The 19,096-nt window shown below is 56.1% G+C and carries 16 protein-coding genes and 1 pseudogene; 13 read left to right on the forward strand and 4 right to left on the reverse strand.

Annotated features, from left to right (window positions below; genetic code table 11):
* The first annotated feature begins 30 nt into the window (after window positions 1–30).
* The 4 genes from ACW5XD_RS05210 (at window position 31) to ACW5XD_RS05225 (ending at window position 6,542) form a co-directional block, all read left to right on the forward strand.
* A complete protein-coding gene (locus ACW5XD_RS05210) occupies window positions 31–2,088 on the forward strand; it encodes a replication endonuclease (protein WP_456493941.1) in 2,058 nt (685 codons plus the stop codon).
* A gap of 158 nt (window positions 2,089–2,246) precedes the next feature.
* Window positions 2,247–3,131, forward strand: a complete 885-nt coding sequence (locus ACW5XD_RS05215) for a hypothetical protein (protein ID WP_456493942.1) — start codon at window positions 2,247–2,249, stop codon at window positions 3,129–3,131.
* Window positions 3,132–3,613: 482 nt separating this feature from the next.
* Entirely contained in the window at window positions 3,614–4,273 is a 660-nt protein-coding gene (locus tag ACW5XD_RS05220; RefSeq protein WP_456493943.1) for a RipA family octameric membrane protein, read from the forward strand.
* A gap of 871 nt (window positions 4,274–5,144) precedes the next feature.
* Entirely contained in the window at window positions 5,145–6,542 is a 1,398-nt protein-coding gene (locus ACW5XD_RS05225; RefSeq protein WP_456493944.1) for a hypothetical protein, read from the forward strand.
* Window positions 6,543–6,994: 452 nt separating this feature from the next.
* Here the strand turns inward: ACW5XD_RS05225 and ACW5XD_RS05230 are convergent, their stop codons facing one another.
* Window positions 6,995–7,513: a mechanosensitive ion channel domain-containing protein gene (locus ACW5XD_RS05230; RefSeq protein ID WP_456493945.1), complete on the reverse strand. Its 519-nt coding sequence runs from the start codon at window positions 7,511–7,513 to the stop codon at window positions 6,995–6,997.
* A 9-nt stretch (window positions 7,514–7,522) separates the two neighbouring features.
* A complete protein-coding gene (gene zntB / locus ACW5XD_RS05235) occupies window positions 7,523–8,488 on the reverse strand; it encodes a zinc transporter ZntB (RefSeq protein ID WP_456493946.1) in 966 nt (321 codons plus the stop codon).
* A 131-nt stretch (window positions 8,489–8,619) separates the two neighbouring features.
* Here zntB and ACW5XD_RS05240 point away from each other — a divergent pair, with 131 nt between their 5' ends.
* From ACW5XD_RS05240 to ACW5XD_RS05255, 4 genes are all read left to right on the forward strand, one after another.
* Entirely contained in the window at window positions 8,620–9,072 is a 453-nt protein-coding gene (locus tag ACW5XD_RS05240) for a YaiI/YqxD family protein (RefSeq protein ID WP_456493947.1), read from the forward strand.
* A gap of 120 nt (window positions 9,073–9,192) precedes the next feature.
* Window positions 9,193–9,462, forward strand: coding sequence for a PepSY domain-containing protein (locus tag ACW5XD_RS05245; protein ID WP_456493948.1), 270 nt, complete (start codon window positions 9,193–9,195; stop codon window positions 9,460–9,462).
* Window positions 9,463–9,508: 46 nt separating this feature from the next.
* Complete coding sequence (locus tag ACW5XD_RS05250; protein ID WP_456493949.1) at window positions 9,509–10,066, forward strand: cytochrome b/b6 domain-containing protein; 558 nt, start codon at window positions 9,509–9,511, stop codon at window positions 10,064–10,066.
* 91 nt (window positions 10,067–10,157) lie between these two features.
* Window positions 10,158–10,658, forward strand: a complete 501-nt coding sequence (locus ACW5XD_RS05255) for a metal-dependent hydrolase (RefSeq protein ID WP_456493950.1) — start codon at window positions 10,158–10,160, stop codon at window positions 10,656–10,658.
* Window positions 10,659–10,770: 112 nt separating this feature from the next.
* Here ACW5XD_RS05255 and ACW5XD_RS05260 read toward each other — a convergent pair whose 3' ends face one another.
* Entirely contained in the window at window positions 10,771–11,976 is a 1,206-nt protein-coding gene (locus tag ACW5XD_RS05260; protein WP_042868870.1) for a NupC/NupG family nucleoside CNT transporter, read from the reverse strand.
* 563 nt (window positions 11,977–12,539) lie between these two features.
* Between ACW5XD_RS05260 and dbpA the strand changes: the two genes are divergently transcribed.
* The 3 genes and pseudogenes from dbpA to ACW5XD_RS05275 form a co-directional block, all read left to right on the forward strand.
* Entirely contained in the window at window positions 12,540–13,919 is a 1,380-nt protein-coding gene (dbpA, locus tag ACW5XD_RS05265) for an ATP-dependent RNA helicase DbpA (RefSeq protein ID WP_456493951.1), read from the forward strand.
* A gap of 114 nt (window positions 13,920–14,033) precedes the next feature.
* Window positions 14,034–14,324, forward strand: a complete 291-nt coding sequence (locus ACW5XD_RS05270; protein WP_288034040.1) for a YkgJ family cysteine cluster protein — start codon at window positions 14,034–14,036, stop codon at window positions 14,322–14,324.
* 42 nt (window positions 14,325–14,366) lie between these two features.
* Window positions 14,367–14,468 (forward strand): annotated as a pseudogene (locus tag ACW5XD_RS05275) (YkgJ family cysteine cluster protein); the annotation flags it as partial.
* Here the strand turns inward: ACW5XD_RS05275 and ACW5XD_RS05280 are convergent.
* Window positions 14,455–14,868 carry a hypothetical protein gene (locus tag ACW5XD_RS05280; RefSeq protein WP_456493952.1) on the reverse strand — a complete coding sequence of 138 codons (414 nt, stop codon included), beginning with the start codon at window positions 14,866–14,868 and terminating at the stop codon, window positions 14,455–14,457. The pseudogene ACW5XD_RS05275 and the gene ACW5XD_RS05280 sit on opposite strands and share 14 nt — an antisense overlap.
* 277 nt (window positions 14,869–15,145) lie before the next feature.
* Between ACW5XD_RS05280 and ACW5XD_RS05285 the strand changes: the two genes are divergently transcribed.
* Window positions 15,146–16,621 (forward strand): PepSY-associated TM helix domain-containing protein, encoded by a 1,476-nt coding sequence (locus ACW5XD_RS05285; RefSeq protein WP_456493953.1) that lies wholly within the window; start codon window positions 15,146–15,148, stop codon window positions 16,619–16,621.
* A 356-nt stretch (window positions 16,622–16,977) separates the two neighbouring features.
* On the forward strand, window positions 16,978–19,080 hold the full coding sequence (gene cstA, locus ACW5XD_RS05290) for a pyruvate/proton symporter CstA (RefSeq protein WP_456493954.1): 2,103 nt from the start codon (window positions 16,978–16,980) through the stop codon (window positions 19,078–19,080).
* The last annotated feature ends 16 nt before the right edge of the window (window positions 19,081–19,096 follow it).

Below are 19,096 nucleotides of genomic sequence, written 5' to 3' on the forward strand. Positions count from 1 at the left end.
GGCGCTGCGGGACTGTGTAGGGGGCCGCGCATGAATAACCCCCTCAGCACCCTCAGCGACAAAGGCCACCCCCGCCGTAACCAGTCCGCCGCCATTTTGCGGGCACGGGTCAAGAAGATGACCCACATTTTACAGCTGCAACTGCGGCCACTGTGCCCGCTCGAAGAGTCCCGCAAACCCGCCCGCCAGCGCAACCGCAACGCCCCCGCCTCAGAGGAGACCATTCGCTCCTATTTCAAGGACAGGCTGGGGGTCTATGACCTTGATTGGGCGCTCGACCTGCTGATGTTCTCGGTCAAACGGGGACAGGGCGGGTCGGTGCAACTGGCCGATGAACTGGTCGGCGAGCTGTTCGTTGGCTACTGCGTGCGGCGGGTGCCGGCCATCCTCAAGGGCATCAGCTGCAAGGAGGCCAACCTCTGGCTATGCGACCGGGTAAAGGTGCTGCGGCAAGTGCAAGCCGACCTGCCCGAACCGCTGGAACAATTGCAGCACAAAGACCGCCGCGACAAGCTGGCGGTGGATTATGCCGAGCGGGTCTGGCGCCTGCTGGATGCCACTACCAATGGCCAGACCGGCACCATGCCCGCCACCTATCTATGGCGGGTCTGTGGTCAACCCCTCAAACCTTGGGGCTTCCTGCCCACCCTGCCACGCTTCAAGAGCACCGAGGCCCGCGATACCTTCATTGCGGCCCAGCTTATCCGCTGGCTTGACCCTCAATGGTGGACGCGCAAACTGCGCAAGCTCTGGGAGCAATATCGGGAGCACTGCGCCATCCTGCTTGGCAAGGTACGGCGCGGCGTCTCGCCTTATGTGTCTAGCTACGCCCTGCGGGCCTTCAACGAGCGCCAGCTGGCTGCCGAGCAGTGGCTCAAGAGCATGGAGGCGCACAACGAAGCGCACGACATTACCATTTCCCTGGCCGATGCCGTGGCCAGCTCAATGGCCAACCCGTCAAACCGCCGTGATGAACTGGTGGTCAGGGCGCGGGGCTTCTCCGATGCAGCGGACGAAATGGGTTATGTGGGCCTGTTCTTCACCTGGACAGCCCCGAGCCAATATCACCCGTGGAAGACAACCCCCCAAGGACATGGCCAACCGGCCCGCACCACGGAAAACCCCAAGTATCAGGGCCACACGCCCCGCGACACCAACACCTATCTCGGCACCCTCTGGAAGCGCTGCCGCGCCGCACTCGCCCGCCGTGGTATCGAGTATTTCGGCTTTCGGGTGGTTGAACCCCATCACGACGGCACCCCTCATTGGCATCTGCTGTTGTTCGTGACCCCTGCCCAGCAGCATGAGCTGATAAGCACCATGCAGCGCTACGCCCTGAGCCATGACCAGAGCGACCTTGAGCGCAAACGCCATCCCGTGAGCAAGCGACCCTATAGCGACATCACCCCGCGCTTTGACTGGAAGGCCATGGTTCCAGCCAAAGGCGGGGCCGTGGGCTACATCGTGAAATACATCGCCAAGAACATAGACGGCCACCAGATAGGGGACGAAGGCGACCTTGAGGCCCAAACCGCCGCCAGTGAAGGGGCGAGGCGGGTCAGGGCGTGGGCGTCCCTGTGGGGCCTGCGCCAGTTTCAGCAACTGGGCGGGCCGTCTGTGAGCGTGTGGCGAGAGCTGCGGCGATTACCTGGGCGAGTGCAAGAGAAGGAAGGCCGGACGGTGGCCCCGCTGGCGAGTGAGATCATGGAAGAGTGCCGCCGCTATGCGGACACGGCGAACTGGAAGGAGTTTACCTATTCCATGGGCGGCCCAGTGTGTCCACGGGATGCGCGACCGGTACGGCTGCATCACCTGATAGACCCTGCCAAGAACAAGTACGGGGAAGACGTGATCCGGCTCGTGGGTGTGGCCGCTGGTAGCGCCGTTAAGCGAACCCGGCTTGATGGCTGGGTGCTGCGCCGCAAGGCGACAGACAAGCCCGCAGAGAGCGCCGAGGAGGTGTTGAGCGAGCGAAGCGAAGCAGGGTTTGACGAGCGTAGCGAGGAGCCCTTAAGCGGCGCCAGCTGCGCTCCTTGGAGCTCTGACAGTAACTGTACTCTGCATATAAAAGAGAGCAAGAACCAGTAAGCGCTACCTCCCATTAGCTCTTTGAATTCGATGATGCTTAAGCTTGAACATAATTGTGAGCAAGCTCACCCACAGCTAGATATTGCGTTGAACAAGATACTCATTTGATGCACTATATGTCATTGATATTAATAAAATCACATTAGAGATAGCTTCAAATGGAGAGTAGAGGGCGATATTATCTCGGGCGAGTACTGAAGATAAATTTATCACAAAAAGATTTGATGGATGCGATAGTCTCATCCCCAATTATTACAAAAGGAAAGTTTGACTGGACGATTACTGACTGCATTGATGCTAGAAGTAACGACATTCCATTTGTATTTGGCAAACTTTCCAAGTATGCCAAAGATGGCCATGCAAATGTTGTAGATGAACGCAGTCGCTCTCAGATAAAGGCAAATGTTCCAAATTTAGTTGAAGCATCCTCACCCTTTATATATCTGCCTGAATTTTCGGGTATCGCATTCCTACATGTCTGGAATGGTATACATGAAGATGTATTTCCACGGAGATTCAAGTCTATCATTGAAGATGTTTTCGACGGATTCATGGTCTCATGTGAGGTCGACCCATTGGCCGACTATACTGAGTTCACACAGAAACTAAGGAGCATCAGTATCCTTACAGAAATAACTGCAACTGTATCCCCCCCAAATCCATTATTTGGCCGACTATGGGGAGAGCTAAACGACTATATATCAAAAAGAAATGCTTCAGAAGTTACAGTAAAAGAAAGTAGCTCTAAATTATCAGGGATTAAGTCAAAATTAATAGACCTCATGGATGGAATTATGAAATCAAATGATTACATCCCTGACAATCCCGCTGATATTGGTGATGCAGTTATTTTAATGGCTGCTGATGGGTATGGTAGAGGAAAGGTTCGTGGAATATCTGAAGATGGTGAAGAGGTGGAGATAAAAACTTCAGACACACAAAAAAGCTTCCTTTTTTCAAAGGATCCAAACCCGTATAACTTAGCTAAAAAGGTAAAGGAGGTTTTTGCAAACACTAGTATAGAGAGAGATATGAAACATTGAAAAAAATAAATTACATAATACGTATCTTTATTATAAGTGTAGAGTTTTTGGCTATAATGGCTAGCTTTTCTTTTAATGGGTACTTATTAAGTTTCATAAGCGGTTTCATTACTCACTTCCAGATAAACAATGATGCGTATAACTATTTTATAGTTATCCCCGTAGGTATATTTATATGGATGATTAATGAGGTCACTCCAATTTTATTTCCAAATGAGAAAGTAAACTCATTCTTGCACAAATGGAATAGCCTTTGGAAGTTAAAGGCTCATATATATGTAGGTCTTTTATACTCTGGCATATCTACTATGACATGCCTTCTGATATGGTTGTTCGGTGGTGGATCTACCCCCCAAAGCATACTGCTTTTAGCTACGGCTCTAGCTGTTCAATTATCATCGGCAATTAGTTTTTTACTTGCTAGAGTAGAAATATCATCAATCTTGGCTAGAGCATCAGAGTAAATACAGCGAGAGTTATCAATGAAAAAAATTAAATACAGAAAGCTATTTGAAACAGAGGATGAACGTTCTGAGATTTTGATAGCTGCATATTATCAGGCTGCTGATATACGAAAGTTTGAAATAGATATGTATTGGAAGCGAGCAACTTATTTTTGGGCGTTAATAGCCGTTGCCTTTGCCGCATTCTTTGCAGTCTCAAGTGCAGAGCATTTGTCCCCGCAAGATAAAAATTTATATTTATCAGCTATTTCATCTGCTGGATTTATTTTCACGTTTGCATGGTTTTCTGTTAACAAAGGGAGTAAGTATTGGCAAGAAAATTGGGAAAATCACTTAGATTTATTAGAGGATAAAATTACTGGCCCTCTTTATAAGACGAAACTAGAGAGACCCCAAGATGATTCCGGTCTAGAAAAGTTAATTATAGGTCCTCAGCCATATTCAGTATCCAAGATAAACCAAATTATTGCTGTGTTCACGATGATTTTATGGTTGTTTTTTATTGGTTCTGTTTTTCTAAATAAAAATACAACAAGCACCTGCAATATTATGTTATATATACCTATCATCATGGCAGCAGTATTCATCCTGTTTATTGTTTTGTATGGAAAATCACACCAAAGTGAAATGAATCCAAAGTTTTCAGTTCGGGTTGTAAATCATCCAGATGACAACTGACTGTGCAATTTATTTAAACATCCATTTACTCAAAAATCTGCGTATTCCAGGAATGCTTAAACAGCATTCTGGAATCCGTTTACATGATTTCAGGAAAGGATACCGGAAGAAGATAACTGAATGTGAGAATGATGGGCTTTGATGAGGGAATATTTTTATAGCTCCCAGAGCAAACTCGCAGCATAGAACTCTATATTTAAATCTAGAGAAGGCCTATTCCAATCAACCTTTATTCAACAGATGTGAACCCAACGGCGCTTGCGCCGTTTTTTTGTGGCCAGGGGGTACCCGCGCAGCCCAATAGCCACGGAAATCTCAATCCCACGGAATCCGCACTACTCCCCCCCCACCTTCGCACTAAAAATGTGGCATTTTTTGACAAAATAAATGTGTGACAACCACCCCGCCAGACCCCGTGATTACTGGCGGTTTGGCACAAAAGCAAAATGTCACAGAATGTCGTTCTGTGACATTTTTAGGCCGAAAAGATCACAGGTGAGCGCGGAGTGATTTTTGTTAAGTCATTGAATTTATATGTGAAAATCCTACTTTTCGTGAGAGTGGGAAAGATCTATTCAGCTTGGGAGGATCCGATTTTTAGTCAGGGATGTCTGTAAATATGCCTATAAATCAGATGGTTATTAACATTTAGGGTAAAAACTTAAAATGTCACGAGTGACATTTTAAACAACTCAGCAAGGATTTCGAATGAATCTCTTTGCGAGCAGAACGCTGTCACGGAAAATTCAAGAGCAGCTATTTTCCGTGGCGTTCTGATGATGGGAATTCCACCGCCTTGAGTTTTGTTCTCATCCGAACCTATGGCAGACTGCCCGCTCACAAAAAGAGCAGAGACTAGCCGGGGGATACCATGGCGGCCAAAAACATCAGCGAACTGAATCTCGACGACTTCGTCAGGATACAAGGCCCGGACAAGGGCAGCGCCAGAGACGGCAGCCGAGTCACGGTAGGGCGAGCAGGGGATCGCGATAGCTGCGTGAAACTGGCTGACGGCAAACTGCAGGTTACGGGTGATGACGAATTTCGTCGCACAGTTGAGGAAGCCTACGAAGCCAAGCAGACCCCATCAAGTGGCTTTGGTCACTCTCCTACTCCATCACCCAAGCCAGAACCTGAGCCAACCTTGAGTAAACTAATGCCAGCGACTCAGAGGCCAGAGATTGAAGTCTTTGATGTGGGGTACTACTGGAATGAGTTCCACCAGAGCAAAGAGGCCATCTACCAGAAGCTCTACGGCACAGGCGCTAACTTTCAACAGCGGTCGATGTTTGAGCGTAACAACGAACACCTCCAAGACATGGTTTTACCAGGCGAGCTTGTGATCCTGGCTAATAGCCCCAAGACCCTAGCAGAGAAAGACAGGCTACTTTTGCTCAAAGCCCAGGCTAAAGATGCTAGTGAAGGAATCCAAAAATTAACCCCAGAAGAAGCATCGACATTATATCGACACTTTGACGTGTTTGATCTCCTGGCCGCTCAAGACCTTGGCACCCCATCAGCAACTTTTGGTGCAATCAGTACCGTTGTTGCCGGAAAACTCAAAAATATAAGTAACATATTAGAAGAACTGAATACGCTTTATGTTGCACATACAGGCAGTGGAAAGGGGGCCAAAAGTTTTTCTCCAGAATTTTTTGTTCAAAGGAAAATAATATTTGATAAGTTAGATGGGGCGCTAACTAAAATCACGCTATCAAGTATTAAAATCCCAGAGTACGACAAGATAAAACATCGGCTTGGCCTATCGACAAAATCAGTTATACACAACTGGCGAACTGTATCCAGTAAAGGGGAAGTTTCTGCGCTAGGAAACAGAATTAAATATATCAGTCGATATGTAGAAGGTGCTAATAAATTCGCCTATGTGAGCATCGGGCTAGATTTAGTGTCTGGCGGTGTGACAGTACATCAAGCTTGTTCAGTTGGTGATGGCACCTGCGGGAGAGCCGTTAGTCGCGAGGTCGGCAGGTTCGGAGGGGCTTATCTTGGCGGGATGTGGGGTGCTGAAGTTGGCGGGACTCTAGCCGTTGGTACGGCAGGGACTGTAGCTGTTGCCTTTGGCATCGTACTGTCGGCACCAGTCATTGCTATTATTGGTCTCGGGGGTGCTGCATTCGGAGGGTATTATGCAGGAAGCCAATTTAGTGAGGCTGGTGTGGTGCTCGGGGATAAGTTTGCAGATGTTGTCGATTCTACTAGCGCGGATATGGCAGAGATTCTTTATAAACTTGAGAATTCATTTAAATGATAGATATAGTGTGGTTAGTGATTAGATTGGTGGTTATTACCATTTGGTTCTCTACGCCAGTCATTTTCTTATCTATGATATTTATCACGCCGAAACTAGATAAATATATGTCTCTACAACCTAAACATGAAAGTCAATGGCTCGTTCATAGATTCACTCGATTCCATAAGTATGGGGTAGAGTTAATACGAAGTCCCCATAGTTATCCTGAATGCCCTGCACCATTAAAGGTGTGGGTTATTTTCTCAACACTGGTCAGCGTCATTTTTACCATATCTTGTATGGCAATCCTTTTTATCTAAAAACGCCTAATCCTCTGGTAGACAAAGCCCCGACGATGCGGGGCTTTAGTTTTTTCTCTCGATGTGGTCAACGTGTGGACATTGACTGAAACAAATCCTTTTGTTTCATTACGTTAGCTTCTTTTTTTAAAACTCCCGAGGGAGCCTTTTTCATTCCGGTTGCAGCGGTTCCACCCCTTTTCCTTCCAGTCGCCTGACCGGCTTTTGCAGGATCAGGTTGGCCGGGTAGGTAACCAGATCGCCGTTGTCATCACGCACCCGCAGGTAGAACAGGCCTATCTCGGTGATGACGCCGGTGACCGAATCATCCTTGTCGAGGATCCGGATCCGGTCGCCAATCTTGTAGGGGAAGGCGAAGAAGATGGTGATGCTGGCGGTGATGTTGGAGAGGATCGACCACTGCGCCACCATGGCGACGCCAAGCACGGCGAAGAAAGAGGAAGCGAGCACCACCAGCCGGGAGAAGTCGAGCCCCCACACCCCGGCCAGGATCAACAGGGTGGCGCAGCCGAGCAGGAAGTGGAACACGTGTTCCACGTAGAGCACCCGGTTCTCGCTCACCTGCCGGCTCTGGGCCAGCGCCAGCAGGCTCTTGTGAATGAGGCTGCGGATCAGGGTGTGGCCCAGCAGCAACAGCAGGGTCACGCCAAAAGATTCCCATGTCGTCATATGTGTTCCTTACCACCAGCGCCTGTGTTTGAGCCAGACCGCCAGCCCGGTCGCCAGCGCCACCAGAGAGCCGCAGAAGACCCAGAAAGCGGTCGGGCTCTCGGCCCCCGGAATGCCTCCCAGGTTGATGCCGAACAGACCGGTCAGGAAGCTGGCCGGCAGAAACAGCAGCGCCATCACCGACATCTGGTAGGCCCGGCGATTGGTCGCCTCCGCCATCAGGTTATTGATCTCGTCCGCCAGCACGGCGGTGCGCGCCACCCCGGCATCCAGATCGTCCAGCCAGCGCCGCAACCGGTCGGCGATGTCGAGCAGGCGCCGCCTGTCATCCTCGTCCAGCCAGCTGATCTTCTCGTTGGCGAGGCGCGCCACCAGATCCCGCTGGGGGGAGAGGTAGCGACGGATCATGATGAGCTGCTTGCGGATCAGCGCCAACCTGCCGTTGGCGGGCAAGTCGCGCATCAACACCATCTCCTCCAGATCCAGGATCTGATCGTGCAGCTCCTCGACAAACTCCCCCGCCCTGTCGGTCAGGGCGTCACAGATCTCCACCAGCCAGTCGGCCGGGGTATCGGCACCGCCCCCCAGCTTGAGCTGGCCATACACATCCTGCTCCGACAGCAAGGCGCGACGACGGCTGCTGATGATGAGGTCCGGGGTGATGAAGATGCGCAGCGCCACCATCTCTTCGGGCCTGTGATCCTTGTTGTGGTTGATGCCGCGCAGGATCAGCAGCACGGTTTCCCCCATCCGCACCAGCTTGGGCCTGTTGCTCTGGCCGAGCAGGGACTCGCGCGCCGCGTCATTGAGCAGCGGGGTCTGCAGCAGCCAGCGCGCCGCTTCCGGATTGCCATAATCCAGATGCAACCAGCCGGGTTTCTCCCCCGGTATCTCGCTCCCCGCCGCCAGCGGCTGCATGCCACCCCTGCCATCCAGGGTCAGGGCATAAATCACGTCACTGGGCACCCGATCCATCTGCTCGTCCTTCTCGTTCCGATTTATCGGCCCAGCTTACACTAAAGCCCGGCCTGACTCAGCCCCGGGGCAGCCGACCCGCGCCAGCCATGTTAAGATGCGGCCTCATTTCAGACACAGGAAGCCATGCCATGCCCATCTGGGTCGATGCCGATGCCTGCCCTCTCCCGGTCAAGGAGATCCTCTACCGCGCCGCCCACCGCGCCCAGATCGTCACCACCCTGGTGGCCAATCAGGGGCTGCGGGTCCCCCCTTCCCCCTTCATCAAGACCCAGCAGGTGGAGAAGGGGTTCGATGTGGCGGATCATGTCATCGCCCAGCAGGTCACACCGGGAGATCTGGTGATCACGGGCGACATACCGCTCGCCTCCTGGGTGATCGATGCCGGTGGCGAGGCGCTCAACCCCCGTGGCGAGATCTACACCCGCGAGACCATTCAGGCACGGCTCGGCATGCGCAACTTCATGGAGGAGCTGCGCTCGGCCGGAGTACAGACAGGCGGCCCGGCCCCCTTCAACGCCGCTGACAAGCAGCGCTTCGCCAACGCCCTCGACAAGTGGCTGCTCAAGGGCAGGCTCAGCTGATTGCAGCCTCCCCGGCACCCCGCCGGGGAGACCCAATCAATTCCGTCTGCACTTAATTCTTTCTTAAGTCTTGTGGGCTAACCTTGTGGCTGTTGACCAAACCACCAGCAAGGAGCACACATGAAACTGACCCCCCTGTTGTTACTTATCCCCCTGTTCAGCGGCGCCGTTCTGGCCGATCCCCAGTGTACCCAGACCGACAAGACCAAGTGGTTGAGCGAGGCGGATGCCCAGCAGCAGATCAAGGCGATGGGCTACGACATCAAGAAGTTCAAGGTCACCAAGACCCACTGCTACGAGATCTACGGTTGGGACAAGGAGAAGCGCAAAGTCGAGATCTACTTCGACCCGACCGATCTGAAAAAAGTGAAGGAAGAGATAGACGAATAACGCTGCTGGGCCGGTCTGTCGCCGGCCCCTTTGATGGAGCCTTGTCATGACAACCTCATCTGAAGTGAAGGTCTGGGACCCCCTCATCCGGGTATTCCACTGGGCAACCGTGGTCCTCTGCCTGCTCAATTTCTTCGTTCTGGAAGAGGGCAGCAAGCCTCACAGATACGTTGGCTATACCCTGGCGGCCCTGCTGCTGGTCCGGCTGCTGTGGGGTCTGGTCGGTCCCCATTACGCCCGTTTCGGCCAGTGGTGGCCAACGCCGGCCCGCATTCGTTACTACCTGCGCCAACTGGCACAGGGACGCCATCTTTATTATCTGGGTCACAACCCGCTCGGTGCCCTGATGATCTGGCTGTTGCTGCTGTCACTGGTCGGCACCATCACTACCGGCTGGCTCACTACCTGGGATGCCTTCTGGGGTGAAGACTGGCTGGAGGAGCTGCACGGTGTCATCGCCAACACCCTGATGGCCGCCGTCGGTGTCCATGCCGCCGTGGTGATCCTGACCGACCGCCTCACCCGCAGCGATCTGCTGCGCGCCATGGTGCTGGGCAAAAAACGGGTGCCCGCCGATGCCAAGGTGGAAGATCCGCGCAGTTAATGACCGGGCCGGCCCGCCGGCCCCGGTTTTTTGCTGCAATGGCCCGCGACACTGGTAAGATGCGCCGCCATTTCTCCATGCCGTAGCCACCATGACAGCCCAAGGGCACCTGCTGTTTTCCGTCACCTGCACCCTGCTCGCCCACAAGCTCCAGCTCACGCCGGCCCTGGCCGATGCCAGCCTGTGGCAGACCATACCCGCCGCACTGGCCAGCGCCCTGCTACCGGATCTCGATCACCCCAAATCCGTGCTGGGTCAGCGATTGCCCTGGATCTCCAAACCCTTGTCACGGCTGTTCGGTCATCGTGGCTTCACCCACAGTCTGCTGGCGGTGGCGGTGGCCGTGTGGGGGCTGGATCAGAGCCTGGTGCCCGAACTGCTGCCCGCAGGGGTCAAGGATGCGCTTATCATCGGCTACCTCAGCCACCTGCTGGGAGACTGGCTCACCCCCGCCGGCATACCGCTGTTCTGGCCCCTCAAGCGCCGCTACCGGCTGCCGGGCTGGCCGCTCAAGAGCGGCGGCGCCGTCGAGACCGGCTTTTGCACCCTCACCCTGCTGGCCGCCGGTTACTGGAACCACTGGGCCGGTTGAACGGGCCCGGACCCGGCACCGCAACGGAGTCGCAGGAAGCACCTTTGCTCCCCCCTGAAAAAAACAAACCCCTGCCGAGGCAGGGGTTTGTCGTGGTGATGGCGAGGTGCGGTTAGATCATCACACCGGCAATCACGGCGGAGAGCAGGCTCACCAGAGTAGAACCGTACACCAGCTTCAGGCCGAAGCGGGAAACCATGTTGCCCTTCTCTTCGTTCAGCGCCTTCACAGCACCGGCAATGATGCCGATGGAGCTGAAGTTGGCGAACGACACCATGAAGATGGAGAGGATGCCGACGGTGCGCGGAGAGAGCTCGGCAGCAATTTTGCCCAGATCCATCATGGCCACGAACTCGTTGGTCACCAGCTTGGTCGCCATGATGGAGCCGGCTTGCAGCGCTTCACCACTCGGGATACCCAGGATCCAGGCGATCGGATAGAAGAGGTAGCCCATGACGTACTGGAAGTTGACGCCAAACGCCAGCTCGAACAGGTAGTTGACCAGGGCGATCAGGGCGATGAAACCCACCAGCATGGCAGCCACGATAACGGCCACGGAGAAACCGGCCATGATGTACTCGCCCAGCATCTCGAAGAAGTTCTCTTTCTTCGGGGTGTGGTGCTCGTCGCCCTCGGCGATGGCTTTCAAGTCGGTGACCGAGTTGTCCGGCTCATACGGGTTGATCAGGGACAGCACGATAAAGGTGCTGAACATGTTGAGCACCAGCGCGGCCACCACGTAACGCGGCTCGATCAGCTGCATGTAGGCACCGACGATGGACATGGAGACGGTGGACATGGCTGTCGCCGCCAGGGTGTACATCTGCTTCTCGTTCAGGTGCGGCAGTGTGTTCTTAAGCGCGATGAAGTTCTCGGACTGGCCGACGATCATGGAGCTGATGGCGTTGAAGGACTCCAGCTTGCCCATGCCGTTGATCTTGGCCAGCACTGTACCTATGCCACGAATGACGATGGGCAGCAGACGGATGTACTGCAGAATGCCGATCAGCACAGAGATGAAGACAATGGGCATCAACACCATCAGGAAGAAGGAGAAGGCCCCTTCGTTGACCAGGCCACCGAACACGAAGTCGGTACCCTGTTTGGCAAACTCCATCAACTTGGTGAAGCCGGCCGCGAAGCCACCCACCACCGCCAGACCCACTTCGGAGTTCAGCATGAACCAGGCCAGCGCCAGTTCAACCACCAGCAGTTGGCCGATATAGCGTAGTTTGATCTGTTTCCAGTTGTGGCGGTTGGCCAGCAAAGCGAGAGCGAGGACCATCACGAGTCCGAGCACGAAGTGAACGTATTCCATACCAGTAGCACCTGAGTGAATTGTTATTTTTGACCGGCGCCATCATAGACATTTGCATATTTAAAAATCAGATAGCCATCACAATCTGCGGTAAAAATATGCATGTTGGATAATACAAACGTTTTTAAATTAATTAAACACTCACTGCGGTATCTAATCATTGTTCAATAAATATAAAAACAGATAATAAACAGCCAGTTACAAATAAACACCTCAATCAGAAACAGCCGCTACAACACAATATCAACATCTGCTTAAAACGCTGACCGCCCCGTCGTAGCGGTCAGGTTAAATTTGAGACAAAAATATTTAATCAAACCAGAGTGACAAACGTTTATCTTATTTGCGATTAACGAGTCTGGCTTCATCACGCTATTTTTGACGCGGTTTTGCATTTTGTTCAGCACACACAAACCAGAAAGGCCCCGCTTTTTTCTTCACGTTCTTCACCACGATCCTTTGCTCAGGCGTTCAAAAATCCGCCACACCCGAGGCCGCATTCTGGTACAATGCGCGGCCTTAGCGTTAGCGCATCCCCGTTTTCTCCGAAATAGAGTCCTTTTGTGAACAACAGCGAATTTAGCAGCCTCAACCTCTCCCCCGCCCTGCTCGAGAACCTCGCCAGTCTGGGTTATCTGCAGATGACCCCGATCCAGGCCCAGAGCCTGCCCCTGGTGCTCGATGGCAAAGATCTGATCGCCAAGGCAAAAACTGGCAGCGGCAAGACCGCCGCCTTCGCCCTGGGTCTGCTCTCCCGGCTCAACGTCAACCGTGTCGACGTGCAGGCGCTGGTGCTCTGCCCGACCCGCGAACTGGCGGATCAGGTCGCTCAGGAGATCCGTCGTCTGGCCCGCTCCCTGCCGAACGTCAAGCTGGTGACTCTGTGTGGCGGTACCCCGACCGCACCTCAGTCCGCCACTCTGGGCTTCGGTGCCCACATAGCCGTCGGTACCCCGGGCCGTATTCTCAAGCACCTGGAACAGGGCACCCTGGAGCTGTCCAGCCTGGAGACGCTGGTGCTGGACGAAGCGGACCGCATGCTGGACATGGGCTTTGGCGAAGACATCAATAAAGTCATCAGCCATGCGCCCGAGCGCCGCCAGACTCTGCTGTTCTCCGCCACCTATCCGGAGGGCATAGCCCAGATGAGCCGCGGCGTGCAACGCAACCCGGTCGAGGTGAGCGTGGAATCCCTGCACGAAGGCAGCGCCATCGAACAGAAGCTGTATGAAGTGCCGGCCGGCCAGCGCCTCGACGCCCTGACCTGGCTGCTGAGCCACTACCAGCCGAGCTCCTGCGTGGTGTTCTGCAACACCAAGCGGGCCTGCAACGACGTGGCCGATCATCTGGCCGCCAAGGGCTTCTCGGCACTGGCGCTGAACGGCGATCTGGAACAGCGCGAGCGGGATCAGGTGCTGGTGCGCTTCGCCAACGGCAGCGCCACCATACTGGTCGCCACCGACGTGGCCGCCCGTGGTCTGGACATCAAGGAGCTGGGCGCCGTCATCAACTTCGAGCTGACCTATGACCCCGAGGTGCATGTGCATCGCATCGGTCGTACCGGTCGCGCCGGCCAGCAGGGTCTGGCCCTGAGCCTGTATCAGCCGAACGAGGCCCAGCGCGTCAACTTTATCGAGGAGTACCAGCAGGCTCCCATCCCGCAAGGGGATCTGGCCGAGATTGGCCGCGAGATCAAACCGATCGCGCCGCTGATGGCCACCCTCTCCATCGATGCGGGCCGCAAGACTAAGGTGCGCGCCGGTGACATCCTGGGCGCCCTGACCGGTGAAGGCGGCATCGCCGGTGCCGATGTAGGCAAGATCCAGATCTCCGAGCAGTACTCCTACGTGGCGGTGAAGCGCAGCGTGGCAAGCGCCGCCCTCAAGCGGTTGCAGGAAGGCAAGATCAAGGGGCGCACCTACCGCGCCCGCAAACTGGGTTAACGATGCAGCCGGGCAGCACAGCTGCCCGATTCGTCACTGACCACAGCACGGGCGCCTTTGCAGGCGCCTGTTTTTTATCGCACATGTGCCATTCACATGGCATGGACAACACAGATGAACAGAGAACCCCAAGCCGACGTCAGCTGCCAGAACTGCGAAGCCTGCTGCTGCCGCCTCGAAGTCATGCTGTTTACCGATACCGGCGTGCCGGATCGCTACGTGGACGAGATAGAGGGACAGGTGCCCGTGATGCACCGGCTGGAAGATGGCTGGTGTGCGGCGCTGGACCGCAACACCATGATGTGCCGCATCTATGAGGTTCGCCCCCTCATCTGCCGCGAATTCGAGATGGGTGAGCCCGACTGCGTCGACGAGCGGGACAAATGGTTTATCAACCTGAGTTGACCAAGGGATAGCGAGCGGCGCTGGACCGCCCTGTCAACGACGTGCCGCGTCTATGAGGTGCGACCGCTGATCTGCCGCGAGTTCGAGATGGGTGAGCCCGACAGCGTCGACGAGCGGGACACATGGTTTATCAAGCAGGGGTGAGCGGAGCCGGATCGGCGGCCAACCGCTGCTCCAGCCAGCACAGCGCTTCGTCGGTCTGCTCGAAGTAGCAGATAGCCTGAAATGGCAGCTCGTTGAAGACCTGATCGGCCAGGTATTGCTTGAAACTCCCCGCCAGCACCACTGCCAGAAAGGCACAGCCATTGGCGGCGCACCAGCCGAACTGGCGACGAAAATGGGCAAGCACCTCGGGCCCAGCCGCCTCAAACTCGGTCGCCACCTCGACGATTCCCCAGGGCGCATCGCACAATTCGGCTATCTGCCGGCTGAAGGCGGCCTCATAGGCCATGGCCCCCGCCAGATTGAAGGGACCGCTCGGCTGACAGATCAGCACCTGTCCGCGCCGCTGCATCTCAAAATGGCCGTGTGGTTGCAACTTCACACCAGTCTCCTTCCTTGGATCCTTTCCCATTGCACCAAAACGGTGACATGTTGCAACAAGGTAAGGATTTATCTACCAAAAGTCCATGCCACCACGCGTGGCTAAGCCCTGGCCCCGCCGCCGGCCAGCCCCTGACCGGCACGGATATCCAGGCAATATGGATCGGCCGACCCTCCCGTCATGTTCTGTTGCAGTTAATAAAACGTTGCTGCTATCATCCGCGCCGCCATGAACATTCCACCGACTGAAACGTTGGTCATCAACGCAAGGATCAGAGATGAAAAATCGGGACTCGAGTCACTACCAGCGGATCTGGCGCTGGCACTTCTACGCCGGCCTTTTCGTCGCTCCCTTCCTGATCCTGCTCTCCCTCACCGGCATGGTGTACCTGTTCAAGCCCCAACTCGACAATCTCATGTATCCCGAGCTGATGAAGGTGACGCCTGCCAGCCAGACCCTGAGCGCAGATCAGTTGCTGGTCAAGGCCCTAAGCGCCGATGCGCTGTGGACCGAGGCACGGACCGCCATGCCGGACGCCAGCCTGAGCAAGTACCTGCCACCGGCCAGCCCGGATGCCAGCGCCCAGTTCATCGTCCGCCAGGGGGGCCGCGAGCTGACCCTGTTCCTCGATCCCGCCAGCGGCGCCCTGCTCGGCACTCTGGACAACCAATGGAATCTGCAGGCGGTGGCCCGCGCCCTGCACGCCGAACTGCTGCTCGGCACCACCGGAGATAGGTTGATCGAGCTGGCCGCCGGCTGGGGAATTGTGCTGCTCATCAGCGGCCTCTATCTGTGGTGGCCACGCAAGGGGCCCGGTGTGGGAGGTATCCTCTGGCCCAGAATGAACCAGCGCGGACGCCTCTGGTGGCGCGATCTGCACGCCGTGGTCGGCTTCTGGGGCGCGGGTTTTCTGCTGTTGCTGCTGCTGAGCGGCATGACCTGGACCGGTTTCTGGGGGGATCAGTTCGCCAACGTCTGGAACCGCTTCCCCGCCGCCATGTGGAACCAGGTGCCCACATCCACGCCGCTTGCCCGCAGCCTGAACCAGGCCCACGACCAAACTGTGCCCTGGGCGATGGAGAACACCCCCATGCCGAGCTCGGTCACGCCCGATGAGATGGCCTCCATGGCGATGGCAGACACGGCCATGCCGCAGAATCCGGAAGGCCACGATCACAGCGCCATGAACCAGGGCGGCGAACACGAGGGGATGGTGATGGCCGAACACCGCATCCCGCTGCAACAGGTGGTGGATATCGCCTACGAACGCCAGGTCACCCCGGGCTACAGCATCACGCCGCCAGCTGGCAAGAGCGGCGTCTACACCATAGCCCTGTTCGCCGATGATCCGCGCAATGACGCCACCCTGCACATCGATCAATACAGCGGCAAGGTGCTGGCCGACGTGCGCTGGCAGGATTACGGCCTGGTCGCCAAGACGGTGGAGACCGGCGTCATGCTGCACACCGGCAAACTCTACGGCTGGCCCCATCAGCTCGCCATGCTGCTCATCTGCCTGATGGTATTGCTAAGCGCCGTGAGTGGCCTCTGGATCTGGTGGAGTCGCCGTCCGCAGGGCCGTCTCGCTGCTCCGCCGCTGCCGGCCAAACTGCCCCCCATGCGCGGCGCCATCGCCGTGCTGGTGCTGCTCGGGCTCTGCTTCCCGCTGGTGGGCGCCTCCATGGTCGTCATCTGGCTGCTGGACAGTCTGCTCTTCTCCCGCCGCGCCGCTTGGCTGGCGCCGGCCCGCTAGCTCGGCGCCATCACCATGGACTCAACAAACAGGGCGCCCTCACCGGCGCCCTGTTTCCAATCTGAATCTTCTTGTCGGTCGTCGTTCATCGGTGGATATAAAGGATATCGGGGATATCGGGGATATCGGGGATATCGTTTCATCCTGGCACAGGACAGCCTCCCTCTCACCAACCCGGCGCAGCCGAAGGCCGCGGCAGGCGTGTGCCCCCTCGTGATCCCGCTGGCATTTATGATGGAAATAACGGGAGATAGACCTCAGTTGCACATTATTACTATTGTGATGACCGGACGATTGTTATAGGAGTGAAATCATATTGGCTTTCGTGTGTAAACACCTATAACGGAAGAATGCAGATGGAAAAGCTCAATAAACACCTGGGATGGCTGGGAGTGGCCTTGATCGGTGCCTTCTCCCTCGGTTATATCGCACTCGTTCGGGGTGAACAGATAAACGCCCTCTGGATCGTGGTGGCAGCGGTGTGCGTCTACCTCATCGCCTATCGCTACTACGGTCTCTACATTGCTCACAAGGTGCTGGGGGTAGACGGCACCCGCATGACTCCGGCAGTGCGTCACAACGACGGTCTGGACTATGTACCGACCGACAAAAAGGTGCTGTTTGGCCACCACTTCGCCGCCATCGCTGGCGCCGGCCCCCTGGTTGGTCCCGTGCTGGCCGCCCAGATGGGTTACCTGCCCGGCATGCTCTGGCTGCTGGCCGGGGCTGTGCTGGCGGGGGCGGTGCAGGACTTCATGGTGCTGTTCGTCTCAACCCGCCGTGACGGCCGCTCCCTTGGCGAGCTGGTCAAGGCCGAGATGGGCAACACGGTCGGCGTCATCGCCCTGGTTGCCACCTTCATGATCATGGTGATCATCCTGGCAGTGCTGGCGATGATAGTGGTCAAGGCCCTCACCCATAGCCCGTGGGGTACCTACACGGTTGCCTTCACCATTCCTCTCGCCCTGTTCATGGGGATCTACACCCGCTACCTGCGCCCTGGGCGCATCGGCGAGGTGTCATTGATTGGCATGGTCTGTCTGATATTTGCCATCGTTTCCGGCGGCTGGGTGGCAGAGAGCGCAACCTGGGCCCCCTATTTCGACTTCGACGGGGTACAGCTCACCTGGATGCTGGTCGGCTACGGCTTCATCGCCTCTGTGCTGCCGGTCTGGCTGCTGCTGGCACCTCGTGACTATCTCTCCACCTTCCTCAAGATAGGCACCATCATCGGGCTCGCCATCGGCATCCTGATCATGCGTCCGACCTTGCAGATGCCGGCACTGACCCAGTTCATCGACGGCACAGGACCTGTGTGGGCAGGGAATCTCTTCCCCTTCCTCTTCATCACCATCGCCTGTGGCGCCGTGTCGGGCTTTCACGCACTCATCTCCTCTGGCACCACGCCCAAGATGCTGGCCAATGAGAACCAAGCCTGTCTCATTGGTTACGGCGGCATGCTGATGGAATCCTTCGTCGCCATCATGGCGCTGCTGTCTGCCTGTGTGATCGACCCGGGTGTCTACTTCGCCATGAACAGTCCGCTGGCCGTGCTGGCGCCGGCAGGCACCACAGACGTGGTTGCCTCCGCGGCTGCCGTGGTGAGTAGCTGGGGCTTCCAGATCACCCCTGACACCCTGCTGCGCATCGCCAACGAGGTGGGGGAACAGAGCATCATCGCCCGTGCTGGCGGGGCCCCGACCCTGGCGGTGGGTATGGCCTACATACTGCACGGAGCCCTCGGTGGTCTGATGAACGTCGCCTTCTGGTATCACTTCGCGATCCTGTTTGAAGCCTTGTTCATTCTCACCGCCGTGGATGCTGGCACCCGCGCCGCCCGTTTTATGCTGCAAGATCTGCTAGGGGTCATCTCCCCCTCCCTCAAGCGCACCGAATCCCTGCCTGCCAACCTGATCTCGACCGCCCTGTGCGTGCTGGCCTGGGGTTACTTCCTGCATCAAGGAGTGGTCGATCCGCTCGGGGGCATCAACACCCTGTGGCCGTTATTTGGCATCGCCAACCAGATGCTGGCTGGCATGGCGCTGCTGCTGTGTGCCGTGGTGCTATTCAAAATGAAGCGTCACGCCTATGCCTGGGTGGCCCTGCTGCCGACCAGCTGGTTGCTCATCTGCACCATGACCGCCGGCTGGCAAAAAGTGTTCAGTGACAACCCGAAACTGGGCTTTCTCGCCATTGCCAACAAGTTCCAGGCGATGATCGACAGCGGCGCCATTCCGCCCCAGTACACCGAGTCGCAGCTGAGCCAGCTGGTATTCAACAACCGTCTTGATGCCGGCCTCACCCTCTTTTTCATGGTGGTGGTGGTGGTGCTTGCCCTCTTCTCGCTGAAGACGGCGCTCAAGGCACTGCAACAGGATAAACCGACCGCCAACGAGACCCCGTATCAACCGATGCCGGGTTCGGAAGGCGAGGCAATCAAAACCAGCAACGCTCACTGAGCGTGATGTGACACCG

The sequence above is a fragment of the Aeromonas enterica genome (assembly GCF_054052465.1).

Coding starts and splice junctions, on each gene's coding strand:
- ACW5XD_RS05210 (WP_456493941.1), top strand. CDS start 31: ATGAATAACCCCCTCAGCACCCTCAGCGACAAAGGCCACCCCCGCCGT.
- ACW5XD_RS05215 (WP_456493942.1), top strand. CDS start 2,247: ATGGAGAGTAGAGGGCGATATTATCTCGGGCGAGTACTGAAGATAAAT.
- ACW5XD_RS05220 (WP_456493943.1), top strand. CDS start 3,614: ATGAAAAAAATTAAATACAGAAAGCTATTTGAAACAGAGGATGAACGT.
- ACW5XD_RS05225 (WP_456493944.1), top strand. CDS start 5,145: ATGGCGGCCAAAAACATCAGCGAACTGAATCTCGACGACTTCGTCAGG.
- ACW5XD_RS05230 (WP_456493945.1), bottom strand. CDS start 7,513: ATGACGACATGGGAATCTTTTGGCGTGACCCTGCTGTTGCTGCTGGGC.
- zntB (WP_456493946.1), bottom strand. CDS start 8,488: ATGGATCGGGTGCCCAGTGACGTGATTTATGCCCTGACCCTGGATGGC.
- ACW5XD_RS05240 (WP_456493947.1), top strand. CDS start 8,620: ATGCCCATCTGGGTCGATGCCGATGCCTGCCCTCTCCCGGTCAAGGAG.
- ACW5XD_RS05245 (WP_456493948.1), top strand. CDS start 9,193: ATGAAACTGACCCCCCTGTTGTTACTTATCCCCCTGTTCAGCGGCGCC.
- ACW5XD_RS05250 (WP_456493949.1), top strand. CDS start 9,509: ATGACAACCTCATCTGAAGTGAAGGTCTGGGACCCCCTCATCCGGGTA.
- ACW5XD_RS05255 (WP_456493950.1), top strand. CDS start 10,158: ATGACAGCCCAAGGGCACCTGCTGTTTTCCGTCACCTGCACCCTGCTC.
- ACW5XD_RS05260 (WP_042868870.1), bottom strand. CDS start 11,976: ATGGAATACGTTCACTTCGTGCTCGGACTCGTGATGGTCCTCGCTCTC.
- ACW5XD_RS05270 (WP_288034040.1), top strand. CDS start 14,034: ATGAACAGAGAACCCCAAGCCGACGTCAGCTGCCAGAACTGCGAAGCC.
- ACW5XD_RS05285 (WP_456493953.1), top strand. CDS start 15,146: ATGAAAAATCGGGACTCGAGTCACTACCAGCGGATCTGGCGCTGGCAC.
- cstA (WP_456493954.1), top strand. CDS start 16,978: ATGGAAAAGCTCAATAAACACCTGGGATGGCTGGGAGTGGCCTTGATC.